12 protein-coding genes and 2 riboswitches are annotated in these 15,247 nt (G+C 44.1%); of the genes, 6 read left to right on the forward strand and 6 right to left on the reverse strand.

What is annotated here, in order from left to right:
* Positions 1–97: 97 nt before the first annotated feature.
* Positions 98–1,438 carry a ribonuclease D gene (locus tag ACTXGF_RS18505; RefSeq protein ID WP_443533769.1) on the forward strand — a complete coding sequence of 447 codons (1,341 nt, stop codon included), beginning with the start codon at positions 98–100 and terminating at the stop codon, positions 1,436–1,438.
* A gap of 80 nt (positions 1,439–1,518) precedes the next feature.
* On the opposite strand, the gene ACTXGF_RS18510 is transcribed toward ACTXGF_RS18505, so the two are convergent.
* The 5 genes from ACTXGF_RS18510 to gcvT form a co-directional block, all read right to left on the reverse strand.
* Complete coding sequence (locus tag ACTXGF_RS18510) at positions 1,519–2,208, reverse strand: esterase/lipase family protein (RefSeq protein ID WP_443533767.1); 690 nt, start codon at positions 2,206–2,208, stop codon at positions 1,519–1,521.
* 204 nt (positions 2,209–2,412) lie between these two features.
* Entirely contained in the window at positions 2,413–5,310 is a 2,898-nt protein-coding gene (gene gcvP, locus ACTXGF_RS18515) for an aminomethyl-transferring glycine dehydrogenase (RefSeq protein ID WP_443533765.1), read from the reverse strand.
* A gap of 160 nt (positions 5,311–5,470) precedes the next feature.
* Positions 5,471–6,229, reverse strand: a complete 759-nt coding sequence (locus tag ACTXGF_RS18520; protein ID WP_443533763.1) for a nitroreductase family protein — start codon at positions 6,227–6,229, stop codon at positions 5,471–5,473.
* A 352-nt stretch (positions 6,230–6,581) separates the two neighbouring features.
* Positions 6,582–6,962 (reverse strand): glycine cleavage system protein GcvH, encoded by a 381-nt coding sequence (gene gcvH / locus ACTXGF_RS18525; RefSeq protein WP_057760766.1) that lies wholly within the window; start codon positions 6,960–6,962, stop codon positions 6,582–6,584.
* A 117-nt stretch (positions 6,963–7,079) separates the two neighbouring features.
* Positions 7,080–8,261 carry a glycine cleavage system aminomethyltransferase GcvT gene (gcvT, locus tag ACTXGF_RS18530; protein WP_443533761.1) on the reverse strand — a complete coding sequence of 394 codons (1,182 nt, stop codon included), beginning with the start codon at positions 8,259–8,261 and terminating at the stop codon, positions 7,080–7,082.
* A gap of 168 nt (positions 8,262–8,429) precedes the next feature.
* A riboswitch (glycine riboswitch) is annotated at positions 8,430–8,578 on the reverse strand.
* A gap of 68 nt (positions 8,579–8,646) precedes the next feature.
* Positions 8,647–8,786: riboswitch (glycine riboswitch) on the reverse strand.
* A 249-nt stretch (positions 8,787–9,035) separates the two neighbouring features.
* On the opposite strand from gcvT, the gene ACTXGF_RS18535 reads away from it, so the two are divergent.
* The 5 genes from ACTXGF_RS18535 (at position 9,036) to ACTXGF_RS18555 (ending at position 14,283) form a co-directional block, all read left to right on the forward strand.
* Positions 9,036–9,356: a YcgL domain-containing protein gene (locus tag ACTXGF_RS18535; protein ID WP_443533760.1), complete on the forward strand. Its 321-nt coding sequence runs from the start codon at positions 9,036–9,038 to the stop codon at positions 9,354–9,356.
* 261 nt (positions 9,357–9,617) lie between these two features.
* Entirely contained in the window at positions 9,618–10,214 is a 597-nt protein-coding gene (locus ACTXGF_RS18540) for a hypothetical protein (RefSeq protein WP_201570019.1), read from the forward strand.
* A 299-nt stretch (positions 10,215–10,513) separates the two neighbouring features.
* On the forward strand, positions 10,514–11,377 hold the full coding sequence (locus ACTXGF_RS18545) for an AAA family ATPase (protein WP_101205695.1): 864 nt from the start codon (positions 10,514–10,516) through the stop codon (positions 11,375–11,377).
* Between the two features lie 153 nt (positions 11,378–11,530).
* Complete coding sequence (locus ACTXGF_RS18550; protein WP_101205694.1) at positions 11,531–12,754, forward strand: vWA domain-containing protein; 1,224 nt, start codon at positions 11,531–11,533, stop codon at positions 12,752–12,754.
* Positions 12,755–13,065: 311 nt separating this feature from the next.
* The gene (locus tag ACTXGF_RS18555; RefSeq protein ID WP_443533757.1) at positions 13,066–14,283 is read left to right on the forward strand and encodes a globin domain-containing protein; all 1,218 of its coding nucleotides are present in this window, start codon (positions 13,066–13,068) and stop codon (positions 14,281–14,283) included.
* A 149-nt stretch (positions 14,284–14,432) separates the two neighbouring features.
* On the opposite strand, the gene ACTXGF_RS18560 is transcribed toward ACTXGF_RS18555, so the two are convergent.
* Positions 14,433–15,245, reverse strand: coding sequence for a phosphodiester glycosidase family protein (locus tag ACTXGF_RS18560; RefSeq protein ID WP_443533755.1), 813 nt, complete (start codon positions 15,243–15,245; stop codon positions 14,433–14,435).
* Positions 15,246–15,247: the final 2 nt, after the last annotated feature.

Consider the following 15,247-nt stretch of genomic DNA (forward strand, 5'->3'; position numbering starts at 1 on the left):
TGGAATTGCTATAATCACTTTATTATTGTTTATCTTTTAATTTTATTAAGGCGCGGTTTAGCGTTTTACTTTCTCCTATTAATGCAGGTATCTGCCCGTGTCCAATAACGTTTCAAACGCCTTAGCTCAATCAAATGCTTCTGATATCAATGATGGCTCATTGCAAGAAGCCGCTAATACTGAGCCAATGTCAGCAGCCACTTCATCTGAGTCAGTGTCTAATACTCCAGATGCTGAGGTGCTAGATATTGATGCACTATTGGATATTGCTGATGATGTTGCTATTACATGGGTACGTAAGCAAAGCGGTTTGGATGAGGTTATTGATGCCTTAGCGACTTGCGGACGCGTGGCCTTAGATACTGAGTTTATCAAGCGTGACACTTATTATCCGCGCTTGGCACTGGTGCAGTTGAATACTGGCGATCATGTTTATCTACTGGATGCACCCCAGTTACAACTGGCTGATCTTTGGGAAGCGCTACGCAAAGTAGATGTGGCTATCTGGCATGCCTGCGGCGAAGATTTGGGCATTTTTTATTTATTGTCTGGTTGCCCACCGTTGACCAATATTTTTGATACGCAAATAGCGTTGTCTTATCTAACAGGTCAATTGCAAATGGGGTATCAGCAGGCACTGGCTGATCAGCTAGATATGCATATCGATAAAGAACACAGTCAGTCTGATTGGCTCCAGCGCCCGTTGACAGATGAACAAGAGCAGTATGCCATCGATGATGTGCGTTATTTGCCAGCACTGTATCTCAGTATCGAGCATGCGCTTAAGGCTCAAGATTTATACGATTATGTTTGGGCTGACTGTCAGCTTTATGCCAGTGATTTGTATGACACGCAGCACGTCGAAGATGAAGCGATGTATCTAACGATGGCAGATTATCGCTATAATTCGCAGCAAATGGCGATACTCAAAGGGGTGGCTACATGGCGAGAAGAGCTGGCACGTGCGACCAATCAACCGCGTACCTTTGTCATAAAAAAACAAGCAGTGCGTGAGATAGTCACTGAAAAGCCAAACAGTATGCGCGAGCTGGCACATAAAACGACCATGCACCGTAGTATGCTGCGACTATATGGCGAAGAACTGCTGAAAGTAATCAGAGATGCCAAGAGTCTACCGCCTACAGAGCATCCAGACTGTCTAGTGCCACCATATCGCTCAAAAAATAAAGTACTCTCAAAAGCAGTGCAGCAAGCGATTGATGAGCATGCGCGCGAGATCGGTATACCTGCCAGTGTATTGATGCGTAAAAAATGGCTAGGACAATTATATGAAGTGGTTGCTCTTGATAAAGATGTCAGCGAACTGCCGCAAGGGCTAAAAGGTTGGCGTAACGATTGGGTTGTTAAAACCTTAATTCCAGTCATCAAAAAGCATAAAACGGAACTGCAGCAGGGCATGGGTATTCGCGTTCAATAAGGAATCGTTCGATAATGCGCCGTTTAATAAGGAAGCGTTCGATAAGACTGAAAACTGACACTCAAGTATTCATACAGCTCTTAGCGTTTAAATCGTCCATGCTCTAAAAAGTATCGAGTCTGCTCGGCGACCTCTGGATTCACTAGCATGCCGGTGTGCGAGACTGGCATGACGATATGATCAGCTGCAGCCTCTATTTTCGTTTCTTCTATATATACTGTCCCGTCATGTGCAAGCTGCTCGTTAAGAGGTGGCTTGTCAGATTTGCGCAGTTTGTGATTGTGATATTGCAAAAATAACTGACCTAGACCATAAGGTCGGTTGCCAGCGATGACGCCTAGCGTCACATGTTTGGGTAATGGTGCGACTGTGCCGTCGAGTGCGTCGACATATGAGCGACCTACGACAGCAGGAGTCAATCGCCAAATATAATCTGCACAAACACTGCCTATATGGGGTGTTCCTAGCGTCACGCAACGTCCAATTTTCCATTTTGGATACTGAGCAACAAAATCACGAATGATTAAACCACCCAAGCTATGCCCAACCAAGTCTATAGGTTGATCTGGGTGATGATTTGTTTCTAGCCAGCTATTTAGGCGGGCGCTATTGGTTTTGATACCATCACGCATACTACGGTAGCCATACTGATGGGTATCAAATCCTGCTGCTTGCAGGCGCTTGGCTAATGGTCGCATAATCCATGGGGTTTGATGCAACCCATGGATTAGAATGACGCGAGTTTTTTGTTTAGGCGCTTTATGTTGCATAGTATTGTCCAAATGATTGCTTCAGAAATTCAAGATAAATAGCTTATTATAAATATAAGCTTTTATTGCATTGAGTTCTTATCGTTTATTTATAATATTACCTGCTAACGTAATAGATAAAAAGTCAGACAAATAAAAACCTCCAAGTCAGTAGCTGACTTGGAGGTTTTTTGACAATAAACGAGCTATTAACAAAAATGATAATTACATATAGTTTTCGATACTTGGGCAAGAGCACATTAAGTTCTTATCACCATAAGCATCATCGACACGCGCGACACTTGGCCAGAACTTGTTTGCACGGATGTATGGCAGTGGGAATGCAGCAGTCTCACGGCTGTATGGATGCGTCCACTCTTCGCTAGTAATCATAGCAGCCGTATGCGGTGCATTGACTAATGGGTTGTCTTCTAGCGTCCAGTTATCTTCACCAGCTTTTGCTTTCATGGCTTCAGCTTTGATAGATTTTAGCGCACTGATAAAGCGATCCAACTCTTCTTTTGACTCAGACTCTGTTGGCTCAATCATAAGCGTACCAGCGACTGGGAAGCTCATCGTTGGTGAATGGAAACCATAATCCATCAAGCGCTTAGCGATATCGCTTTCTGTGATGCCAGTCTCTTCTTTTAACGGACGAATATCGATGATACATTCGTGAGCCACGCGGCCGTTTTTGCCAGCATACAAGACAGGGTAGTGACCTTTTAGCTCAGCTGCTACGTAATTGGCGTTCAGTAATGCCAGCTCCGTTGCTTTTAATAGACCATCACGACCCATCATAGCAATATACATCCATGAGATCGGTAAGATGCTCGCTGAACCATAAGGTGCTGCTGATACTGCTGAGCAGTCTTTTTGTGCATTGTGTACAGGGCTCAAGGTATGGTTGGCCATAAACGTTGCCAAATGCGCCTTCATGCCGATAGGGCCCATGCCTGGACCGCCGCCGCCATGCGGGATACAGAAGGTTTTGTGCAGGTTCATATGTAGTACATCAGCACCAACGTCTGCAGGCTGCATCATGCCTACCTGAGCATTCATGTTCGCGCCATCCATATAGACCTGACCGCCATGTTTGTGAGTCAAATCACAGATATGACGGATGCCTTCTTCAAACACACCATGCGTCGATGGATAAGTGATCATTAGCGCACCTAGGCGATCGCTATATTCTTCACATTTGGCAGTTAGATCATCGATATCAACGTTGCCGTTTTCATCAGTTTTGACCACGACTACTTGCATACCCATCATCATGGCAGTAGCAGGGTTGGTACCGTGCGCTGACATAGGAATCAAGCAAACATCGCGATTGGTTTCGCCCAATGACTCATGATAACGGCGAATCGCTAACAGACCAGCATATTCACCAGAGGCGCCAGAGTTTGGCTGCATAGAGACATCATCAAAACCAGTAATGGCTTTTAATTGATCTTGCAGACTATCGATCATTGCGATATAGCCAGTGACTTGGTCACGCGGTGCAAAAGGATGCACGTTGGCAAACTCAGGCCAAGTAATCGGTAGCATCTCACTGGTGGCGTTTAGCTTCATGGTACAGCTACCCAGTGAAATCATGCTGCGGTTCATCGCTAGATCTTTGTCTTCAAGCGACTTTAGATAGCGCAGCATTTCATGCTCGGTGTGATGCGAGTTGAATACTGGATGAGTCAAGATGTCATCCGTACGCAGGTGTGCGCTATCAAGTGAGACGCGAGCGGTTTCAGGTAGATCGTGTGACTTATTGACGAATAGCTGAGTCAATGTGTTGAAATCTTGCTGATCGCTGGTTTCACTAAAGGCAACGCTCAATTTGGTGTCGCTTAGACGCCATAAGTTGTAGCCAACGTTGTCTGCATTTTTAAAGATTTGAGTAGCCAATTTCTCTGAACCACAATCAACCACGACTGTATCGAAGAATTGATCATGTACCACACTCAAGCTGCTGTCGTTAGATTCTGTGATAGCGTCAGCAAACGCAGTGGCAAATGCATGAATACGAGTAGCAATACGCTTCACGCCGCCTGGACCATGATATACCGCGTACATACCAGCGAGGTTGGCTAGTAATACTTGCGACGTACAGATATTTGAGTTGGCTTTTTCACGGCGGATATGCTGCTCACGTGTTTGTAGAGCCATACGTAACGCAGTATTGCCTTGTGCGTCTTTTGATACGCCAATGATACGACCAGGCGCTGAACGCTTGGCTTTATCAGAGAACGCAAAATAAGCGGCATGTGGACCACCAAAGCCCATTGGAATACCAAAACGCTGAGTACTACCTAGCGCTACGTCGGCACCCATATCGGCTGGTGATTTTAATAACACCAAGCTCATGATGTCACTGACGACACTGACGTAAGTTTTGTTTTCTTTTACTGCACTGATGACGTCTGTTAAGTCTTTAACGTCACCTTCAGCACCAACGTACTGGAATAGCGCACCAAAATAGTCGCCAGATTTAGCCATTTCAAAATCACCAACGATGACCTCCCAACCAAAGTACTTGGCACGAGTATTGATAACATCTAGCGTCTGCGGATAGACACGCTCATCAACGAAATACTGTACGGATTTGCTTTTGCTCACACGCTTTGACATCGCCATGGCTTCTGCCGCTGCCGTGGCTTCGTCAAGTAGTGACGCACCCGCTAGCTCAAGACCAGTCAGGTCGATACAGACTTGTTGGAAGTTAAGCAAGGCTTCTAGACGACCTTGCGCGATTTCAGCTTGATAAGGCGTATAAGCAGTATACCAACCTGGATTTTCAAGGACGTTGCGCTGAATGACAGCAGGCATACGCACAGGCGAGTAGCCTTGACCGATATAGCTTTTATTAACAGTGATGTCGTCTGCCATCGTACGCAGTTTGGCAAGTGCTGCATGCTCACTCATTGCCAATGGCAAATCCAATTCTTTGTGCAAACGTACTGGCTCAGGTACCGTGTCATTGATAAAGCTTTGCATGTCTTTATAACCAACAGCACTGAGTAGGTCAGCTTGCTTGGTCTCGTTCGAGCCTAAATGGCGATAGACAAATTCAGCTTCGTTGAATAAGCCTTGAAAGGTACCAAACGATGGGTTTTGAGAGATAGTCATGACAATCCTTGGTTAGGGGAGTAATAAAGAAAATAGCTATAGCCAATCCTCTATGAATTAGATACGGTGTCAGTCTCGTTTAGTCTACTATTTGTAGTACTTGCACTCAGCTTCCTTGTATCTAAATCATATTGAACCGACTATAAAATAATAGAGTGCGTTATACGTAATGTACAAACTGTGTTTGATCAAAGCGGAACTGGCTGTTGTAAACACCGTTATCAGCGCGTTCGCCAGCACCAATCATCATAATGATATGCTGATCGTCGCTTAGGCCTAGTAATCGCTTCATAGCAGGCTCATCGAAGCCGCCCATAGCACAGCTATCAAACCCATGAGCGCGTAATGCTAGCATGAGGTTTTCGGCGGCAAGTGCGGTGTTATTGGTTGCCCAGTTTTTGGTATCTTCAAACGTATAATAAGGCGACTTGATTGGGCCTTTTACACGTCTGACCACTTGTGTAGCGCCCCATTTCGCAGCCGAAACCACGTTGGCTGGGCCGCGCAAGAAGTCCATCGTGACGACTTTGTTGTAGTAGTCTTTCACTTTCTTTGGCACTGGCTGATCAGGGTATTCGCGCAATACTTGCTTAGCGTGATCGTGCCAAACATCAGTACGAGCAACGATGGCAATCAAACGGGCTGATGTTTTTGCGGCGTTTTGATTCATGCAGTTTTTGACGGCGCGCTTGCGATTGTCAGCATCATCGATAACATAAAATTCCCACGGCTGTAGGTTGCTAGAGTTTGGTGCTAGCATGGCCAAACGCAGACAGTCTGCCAATACATCGTCAGGGATAGGTGTGTCAGTAAAACGGCGCACGGAACGGCGTGACTCTACGATATCGCGAAATGCTTGTAGCTGCGGCGTATGGTTTGGCGTGGCAATGGGGTCTTTATTATCGGTGTTGGCATTCATATTAGGATCCATGCTGAGAATTGGGTTATCAGTTTGCGTCGTTATTGATAGCACGTATTCATTGGGATTCGAATAGGTGATCAATACGAGTCAATGAGATAACGCTTGGTAGCAATAACATCGGACGATAATGATTGTTGGAGATCTACATATAAAGCTACTTTCAAATAATAAGCATGGTCAATGAGCGAACACTTTTCATGAGAAAGGTTTTTAAATCGTTTAAATAGAGAGTATAGATACCAGCTGCTGCCAGTATCTATAATGTTCAGTCGGGGCTAATGCTTTGTATAAGCTAACGTCTTACAAATGCTAATGTCTTGTGAGAGCATGCTTAGCTTACGTGCTTAGCTTATAAGTCGCTTTCGTACTCGTCAGCAGTCATTAGTGCTTCGTAGTCAGCGATGTTGTCAGGCTTCATTCTGAAGAACCAACCTTCGCCGTATGGGTCAGAGTTGATGATTTCAGGATCATCTTCTAGTGCTTCGTTGATAGCGATGACTTCACCTGAAATAGGTGCATAAACGTCAGAAGCCGCTTTTACTGATTCAACAACTGAGATTTCGTCATCAACAGCGATGATATCGCCCACATCTGGTAGCTCAACGAATACCACATCACCCAATAGATCTTGAGCATGGTCAGTGATACCAACAGTGATCGTACCGTCGTCTTCTAAGCGTAGCCATTCGTGACTAGCAATATATTTTAGCTCTGCTGGGATGTTGCTCATGGTCTCTCTCCTAAGTGATAGAGGTTAATTAACAAAAATAATGGAGGCTAGGCGTGTCGTCATTTTTATAATCGTGTGTAAAATGACAACGCGCTCTAATGATAGAATTTATAAGACCTAAGAGTCAAACTGTTGCTTGCCGTTACGGACAAAAGGTAGCTTTAATACGCGTACATCGACGAACTTACCTTTACCGCGTAGATCGACTTGTACACTGTCATCTTCTGATAAGCTGGCAGGCACACGGGCAATCGCGATTGAATTTTTTAGGCTAGGGGAGAATGTACCACTGGTGATAATGCCAGTTTGCTCATTGTCAGTGCCTTGATTGATAGTCACCGTCATGCCTTCACGCAATACGCCACGCGTAGTCAATAGTAGACCCACTTGCTTCATAGCGGTGTTGTCTTCTTTTGACTGCTTACGTTTGCTGACCAACGCTTCGCGGCCAACAAAGGCGCGGTCGTCTTTTAGCGCTAGCGTCCAGCCCATGTTGCACTCGTAAGGACTGATAGTTTCGTCCATGTCATGGCCATAAAGGTTCATGCCTGCTTCCATACGCAAGGTATCACGTGCGCCAAGACCCGCAGGTTTGATGCCATTTGCTTTTAGTTGTTCAAAAAAAGCAGGGGCATCATCGGCATGCATAATGACTTCGACGCCATCTTCACCAGTATAGCCAGTACGAGCCACAAACCAATCAGTGCCTTCGATATCGGTCAAGTTAGCACCAACGAAAGGTTTTAGTCCTGCTAAGGTATCTGCCCAATTTGGTTTGGCTTGAGCCAGTTTTGCAATAGCATTTGGACCTTGCACGGCGAGCATAGCAAGCTCAGGACGCTCGGTAATCGTAATATCAAAGCCTTCAGCGACTTTATTAAACTGTGCTAAGTCTTTGTCACGAGTGGCTGCGTTAGAGACGATGCGGTACTCAGTTTCTTCTGCATTCATCAGGTAGACGATCAAATCATCGATGACGCCGCCTTGCTCATTGAGCATGCCAGAGTACAACGCTTTACCAGCGGTAGTGAGTTTGTTGACATCGTTTGCGAGCAGCTTTTGCAGCCATGCTTTGGTATCAGCGCCTTTGATATCAGTCACAACCATATGTGAGACATCAAACATACCTGCATCTGTACGTACCGCTTCGTGCTCTTCGATTTGTGAACCGTAATGAATGGGTAATTCCCAACCAGAAAAATCGACCAGTTTGCCCTCACTATCAATATGAGACTGGTAAAAAGGGGTACGCTGAGGAGCTTGGTTGCTGCTAGAGTCTTGAGAATGGGTATCAGTCATAACAAATCCTTATGTGTACATCAGTCGTACTCGGCAGAGTAGGGAGTGATGCGCAACGTAAAAGTAGCGAGAAGCAATATTGCAAGGTGCAAATATCACATCAAAGGGTGACACAGAAAGCAAAGATGAAGACGTAAGCCAAACAGACGCTATACGTCAGTTTAAGCTAAAGCCCTATCTGTCCTGTGACCTGAGATTTTCAACACGAATCATCATTTTTGGGCAGTTGTATGAGCCCTATCGTCGATGATAGCGTATTTTCTCCCCTTCGGTGGGTAAGACGTCGTCCGTGCTTACCACTCTCCAGATTTGTTATGCCTTATGTTTGATAAAAAGTAGTGCGCTATTAGCGTCATATTACTAAACACTATCAAACAACAGTGACATGCGTTTTTCAGTCCTTTTACCTGAGCGATTGGCAGGGTGGATGCGCCTTCGGTGGTTATCTAGCAATTGCAATAGTTGTATAACCAATAGGGTTCAATACAAAAACGATGCTAATAAACTCTCTCCTGAAAAACGCTTTTATTATGAAAGGTTCAAAGCGCTTTTACAAGTCATCAAAGCCATTAAAATAAATAAATTTGGCAAAAATGATGTTTTGATAGGGTAGTCTGTTAAATAGGTTATGTTTTACAACGATATTTTTATCGCTCATATCAGCGTTTTATCTGTGTGTTTTGACAAAAATTACGTTAGCAAAACGCAAAGCGACTACTGGTATTTGCCTGAAATATGCTAACCTACGCCCATAGTTTCTGATAGGTGGTTTTTATGCATTGCGATATTTATAAATTTCCCAAACATGACGACATGTATATCTACATTGCGCGTCCTGATTATCCTGATGATACTGATGAAATCAAAGACTGGCTTGGTGTATTACCAAAAGATTTCCGTGCAGGTTTAGGCCGTAGTAAGTTCGTCATGCATTTGGACTTATCAACTAAAGATAAGCTCGCTCGCGCCGACAAAGAAGAGGTACTGGCAAAACTGCAGTCTCAAGGCTACTTTGTGCAGTTGCCGCCGCAAGACGTGATGCGTCGCCAAGCAGAACTGCGTGCTCGTGAATCGCAGGACAGCATCTATAATTAATGGATTTGTCAGCAAGTAAGTGTGGTAGGACATATCAGTACGCTACCTTGAAAATAGCGTCGATAAAAACCTACGACACATTTGCTCACATGCATTTGAGTAGAAAGTCGTGATAAACTGACACCCTACGCAATGCATATATAAGCCTACATAATGCACAAGTTCATTATGTAGTTGGCCTCATTCTGGTTCTACAGAACGCACATATACCGCTAGACACAGATTGTGTCACCGGCGATAAACGCAGGTAAATAAACACGCATGGACTGGTTAAAAAATATCTTACATAGCTTACCGCTAGAGTCTATCAGTGACATTCTCGGTGAGATTGCTATTTGGTGGGGCCAAATGGTAAAGGATGTCCCGCCCGCTGATTTGCCGATGTATGCTTATCTGGGCGGTGCTGTTTTGGTACTAGTACTATGGATACTCGTTGCTCGTGTACTGCCAAAACCATTGGGCGGTATGAGCTGGATGGTTCTGTTTGCAGTATTATTAGCACCAGGCACAGCGCTTGGTGATCCGAGCGAGCTTGCACCAGCCAGTATTAGCGTCGTCTATGCTGTGATGATGAAAGATTACGCAGGCGCGGTTGCCAATATGTTGCCGATATTGGTGATACTGGTCGCAGGGCTGTTTGTTGGTTTTGTATGGCAGCTGATACGCAGCGCATTTGCTTCAAGTTTGGACAAAGCCCGTAGCCGCAGCGCAGAAGATACACAGGCCACATTGCAAATGACCACAGGTAGTTATTTGCCAGAAGGCGCTACCGTAACCGAACAGCCTGATACTAATGTAAACTTAAAAAAAGACAGTACATTGGCTAAAAAAACAGATAGCGATACGTCTGATAAGTGATAAAAATAGGCTAAGCGTTGAGACAACATTATTGTCTTAAAAGTTATTTGATACCCGAATAAAAAGACACCATTGCGTGTCTTTTTTTATGCCCGACTGTTTATTAGGCAAATAAATAATTGATCATTATGCATTGTACATAACAATTGTTAATAAATGCGAACGCATGAGTATTTTGGCAATGCATCAGGCTGTGCTAATCTAATTTATTCTTTACTAATTTATCCTTTATTAGTCATTTATGTTTTAGAGCTATCCATTTATAACAACTTATCTATAACAACAATCGAGATCTGATTATGACCACAGCTGACAATACTAAGAAAAACTTTACTGGTACCAGTAGTTATATTGCTACCGATGATTTGCAACTGGCCGTAAATGCCGCTATGACCTTACAAAAGCCATTGCTGATCAAAGGTGAGCCTGGCACAGGTAAGACGTTGCTTGCCGAAGAAGTCGCTGAAAGTTTGGGCATGCCATTGATTACTTGGCACGTCAAATCGACGACTAAGGCTGAGCAAGGACTGTACGAATACGATGCAGTATCACGCCTGCGGGATTCACAGTTGGGTGATGATAAGGTCTATGACATTGCCAACTATATCAAGCCGGGCAAGCTGTGGGACGCTTTTACCAGTACAGAGCGTAGCGTACTGCTGATTGATGAGATTGATAAAGCCGATATCGAGTTCCCAAATGACTTGCTACATGAGCTTGATAAAATGTCTTTTTATGTTTATGAGACGGGCGAGACCATCACGGCAGCGCAGCGTCCAGTGGTTATTATTACTTCAAACAATGAAAAAGAGCTGCCAGATGCGTTTTTACGTCGTTGCTTCTTCCACTATATTGATTTCCCAGAAGAAGAAACCATGCGCCAAATCATCGAAGTGCATTTTCCAGACATTCAGGAAAAACTGGTCAATGATGCATTGGATATTTTCTATAAGCTGCGTGGTATTCAAGGTCTTAAAAAGCCGCCCTCAACGTCTGAGTTGGTCGATTGGTTAACCTTGTTACTTGCTGATGATATGGCTCAGGACGAGCTAGAAGAAAATCTGCGCGGCGAAAAGTCTATTCCACCTCTATATGGCGCATTGCTCAAAAACGAGGCAGATGTGAGCTTATTACAGCGTTTTGCCAATATGATGCGTCGCTAATGTTTGCCGCTTGCGTTGGCTTTAATATTTTATGTCCGACATCGGATGTCTACTATGAAGGTCAATGCAAACGCTCAATCTGTAACTGTACCAATTAATGATATCAGCAATATCACCAGATAATAATATCAGCCAATAAGTGATACGACTCTTATGTTTATCAAACTATTCTATACCTTGCGTACTTACGGCGTGCCAGTCAGTACGCGCGAGCTGCTCGATCTCAATGCCGCGTTAGATAAAGGGCTGATGATGCAGTCGCATCCTGAAGATCCAGCACTGACTACTTTTGCTAGCCGCGAAGATATGTATCGGCTGATTCGACTGTGCATGGTCAAAGACGAGCGCCATTTTGATAAGTTCGATCGGGCCATGGCGGATTATTTTGAAGGTGTCGATAGTCTCGATATGGATGAGCTGTTGGCCAAGCTAACAGATGTGCCCAAAGAGTGGCTAGATTTAAAGCTCGATCCAAAGAATCTGACCGAAGAGCAAAGACGATTACTGAAAAAGTACGGCTCGCTTGAAGAACTTATGAAGGCGTTAGAGGAACGGTTAAAAGAGCAAAAAGAGCGTCATCAAGGTGGTAGTAAATGGGTAGGGACGGGCGGCACTTCGCCATTTGGTGCCTATGGTGATCATCCAGAAGGCGTGCGTGTCGGCGGTGAGTCTCGCAAACGTAGCGCGGCAAAAGTCTGGGAGCAGCGTAAATATCGCAATCTTGATGATGACAATCAGCTGGGTACACGTCAAATTCAGATGGCGCTACGCAATCTGCGTCAGTTTGCGCGGACTGGCAGTGCTGATGAGCTTGATATTCATGAGACGATTAAGCGTACGGCAAAAAAGGGTGTGCTCGATATTCATATGCAAGCAGAGCGCCGAAACCGAGTCAAAGTGCTGATGTTGTTTGATGTGGGCGGCAGTATGGATATCCATGTCGAAGCGCTCGAAAAACTATTTTCTGCGGCAAAAAATGAATTCAAAACCTTAGAGTTCTTTTATTTTCATAACTGTTTGTATGACTATGTGTGGAAGGACAATAATCGTCGTCATAGTGCGCCGATGCCAACTTTTGAGCTACTCAATAAATATGGCCGAGAGTATCGCGTTATCTTCGTCGGTGATGCGTCTATGTCACCTTATGAGTTGATGACAGTCGGTGGTAGCGTAGAGTATATGAATAATGAAGCGGGCATCGTATGGCTGAAGCGCGTACTGGAGCATTTTGACAAAGTAACTTGGCTCAATCCTGAAAACCCGTCGTATTGGCAATATACGCAAACCATCGTTGAAATTAAAAAGCTGTTCGAGAATAAGATGTATCCGATGACGCTACATGGTGTTGAAGAGATGACTCAATATATGGCGCGGTAATTTTGATATTTAGCCTGATTGATGAATAAATAAAGCCTGTTAACACAGAGTGAATTCTTATAACAACAGCCGTTATGACAACTTGGCGGCTGTTTTTTTGTTGATGCAAATAAGATCGATATTGATTGTATATTGGTATGCCTAGTAAAGTGTGTTAACATTCATTTAAAATGAATGTTATAAATCTTCCGAATTGGGCGGCTAAAAATTTTGATGACCACTGTAAAAAGGTCTGCTCATTATTGCCAGTTTAGACGGATTATTTTTAACATCTCAATTTATCAATGAAGTTAATGACTAAGAGAAACAACATGGCCTCACCAAAAACGTTAGAAACCGTCACCGCAACTGTTCCTGTACTCGAAGAGCATGGCGTTGCGATTACCACTGTGTTTTACAAAAATATGTTTAATGAGCATCCTGAGCTGTTAGATATTTTTAATGAGACCAATCAAAAATTGGGAAGACAGCAGACGGCACTAGCAATGACGGTATTGGCTGCTGCCAAGCACTTGGACAAGTTGGCTACGTTGTTGCCACAAGTGACCCAGATTAGCCATAAGCATAGAGCCTTACAGATATTGCCTGAGCATTATCCTATCGTCGGCAAACATCTAATTGGGGCGATAAAAGAAGTATTGGGTGAGGCGGCTACCGATGACATTATTGATGCTTGGACAGAAGCTTATGATGAAATTGCCTCAGTGTTTATCCAAATTGAACATAGTATGTATGAAGAAGCAATGTGGCAGGGATTTGCACCGTTTAAGGTCACTAAAAAAGAAGCAGTCGCTATAGATATCGCAGCCTTTACCGTGGTACCAGTCGATAAGAGTGAGAACAAAACAGGTGATGATTTAGCAAACGCTCAAGATATTGATTTAAGCAAGTTAACCTTAACTGCTGGTCAATATATCACAGTAAAAACAGACCCAAAAGACAGCGACCATATAGCCTTGCGCCATTATTCTGTGTACTCTGCTAGTACCGATACGGGCATTCAGTTTGCGGTTCGACGTGACAACCGTAATGCGCATCATGGGCTGGTCTCTAACTATATGCATGACCAACTAGAAGTCGGTGATACGGTTTTATTATCGGCTCCAGCTGGTGACTTCGCGCTTAATCAAGATTTGGTACAGCAGAATGAAATTCCATTGGTATTGATGAGTGCAGGAGTCGGGGTGACGCCTATACTGGCTATGCTAGAGGCGCAAGTACTAGCCAATCCTAAACGACCTATTATCTGGGTTTACGCATGTCAAAATATCGCTCATCATGCTTTTTCTGATCAGGTAGAGGCATTACTTGCTAAGGCTGAGACTGTAGAAAAGCATATATTTTACTTTGAGTCTGGGCAGATATTAGATGAGACATGGCTTGCTACCTTGCCTAAGCCTGCTGATATCTATGTGTGCGGCTCGATGCCGTTTATGGAGAGCATGATTGATGGGTTAGTAGCATTAGATCATGGTGTCGATAGTGTCCACTACGAACCGTTTGGCCCTAAGATGAGCTTGGGTGGTTAAGTTTTTAGCTTAGTTTCGTTAATAGTTAGCTAGCCAACTAACTGTTATTGCTAGCCGACTGTCGCCAGTAATGAAAAAGCACTTAGCATGAGATAATCACGCTAAGTGCTTTTTTAATCTTAGTTGAAAATAAAGAGTATCAGGGTACATTACTCTTTATTTTCAACCAACCCAATCATCACGCCCATCTCTTTTTTATCCTGCTTATCGATACTAGGCGCATACAATGCTGAGGCAATACCACCGTCTAAAAACAGCGCGTTTGAACAACCCAGCTCATCCTTAAATAGTTCTGCAAACTGATAAAAGGTCACAGGCTCATCGCTATTAACGAGCTGTATACTGCCGTCACGGCAAACACCTGTACCATTACGCAGTTTGATTGAGCTGCTATCAGGGTTGAACTGTGGGTGTATCTCGTTATTGATGACCAGCATAGGACCCGATTGCGTCGCATACCAAGGCTGCACATCACCATTTTTTAGCTGCTCATTTAACGCATTACTTTCGGTGATTTGCACGTTGCCAGCTTTGTCCCACCACATAACGCCATTAGGTAATAGATGAAAATTACCGCCACCTTCTTTTGTATTTAGCGATTTGAGTTCTTTGCCTTTGATGACTGTATAGCCAATCGGCGCATAGTTTTCATTGTACATGCCTGCATTCATCGCAAAGTTGAGACTCTCATTGTTCGGTAATGTGGCCAATAACGCATCAAAGGTTAGCAGAGGCTCATTGTTATCAGAGGATTGCCAAAACAGTTGTAATGAATAACGCTCGCTCGTTAACGCGGTAGCATCTACACGGCAAACGCTATAAGTAAAAGGCGTGTCTTCAGTCTGGCACGACCAGCTATCGGTGTCGATGCTAGCCGCATTGGTATTTGTCTGCTGGCAGGCACTAAGGCCTAGCGCGAGCACTATCGTTGATAGGGATAGGGTAAAAATAGAACTTGGCATCA

It is taken from the genome of Psychrobacter sp. 1Y6, assembly GCF_052258385.2.
GTDB lineage: Bacteria > Pseudomonadota > Gammaproteobacteria > Pseudomonadales > Moraxellaceae > Psychrobacter.